This is a genomic window from Gracilibacillus saliphilus (genome assembly GCF_010994085.1).
In the GTDB taxonomy this organism is placed as follows: domain Bacteria; phylum Bacillota; class Bacilli; order Bacillales; family Amphibacillaceae; genus Gracilibacillus; species Gracilibacillus lacisalsi.
The window spans coordinates 1-536 of record NZ_WJEB01000082.1; the positions used below are offsets into that span (position 1 = coordinate 1).

General features: G+C 29.3%; 2 protein-coding genes. Both read left to right on the top strand.

Annotated elements, in window-relative coordinates:
• On the top strand, positions 1 to 258 hold a 258-nt coding region (locus tag GHT08_RS21920), incomplete at its 5' end, for a hypothetical protein (protein WP_420370990.1).
• Positions 255 to 422, top strand: coding sequence for a hypothetical protein (locus tag GHT08_RS21925; RefSeq protein WP_163583501.1), 168 nt, complete (start codon positions 255 to 257; stop codon positions 420 to 422). The genes GHT08_RS21920 and GHT08_RS21925, both read left to right, overlap by 4 nt.
• Positions 423 to 536: the final 114 nt, after the last annotated feature.

The window sequence follows — 536 nt, forward strand, 5'->3', positions numbered from 1 at the left end:
TCTGATAAGTTTTATGAAAAAAATGGAGAGAGATTTGAGTCGGTCACATTTGAGGATTATAGTGTAGATGAAAATTATTATATTTCTCATGATTTGACATTTAGTGTTTATGGAGAAAAATTTTTAGAGGGGAGTTTAGGGTTATTATCATCTAAATTAAGTTATGAGGGTGATTATCAAGAAATGGAAACAAATGCTACGGAGATTTATTATGCACAAAAAAGTAAGGAATTTGAGTCATCTGAAGGAAAAAAATGACTGTTTATTGGACGTTCTCTTATATTATACCAAAAGGAGGAAAAGTAGGTTTACAGTATATATATGGAGCAAATTGTTATGAAGAAAATGACAGTTGTACCATTGATCCAAAAGAACAAGAAGAAATTGCTTTGAAATTAATGAAATCTGTTGAATTTAAATAGCGGGAGTAAGATCGGAAGTGATTATTAGTACCACTCTGATTTAGTTAAAAGGAATTATTTTTTTATGATAAAGCATTAGTTCAACAATCCTCTTTTTTGCCAATTTCCAATTTC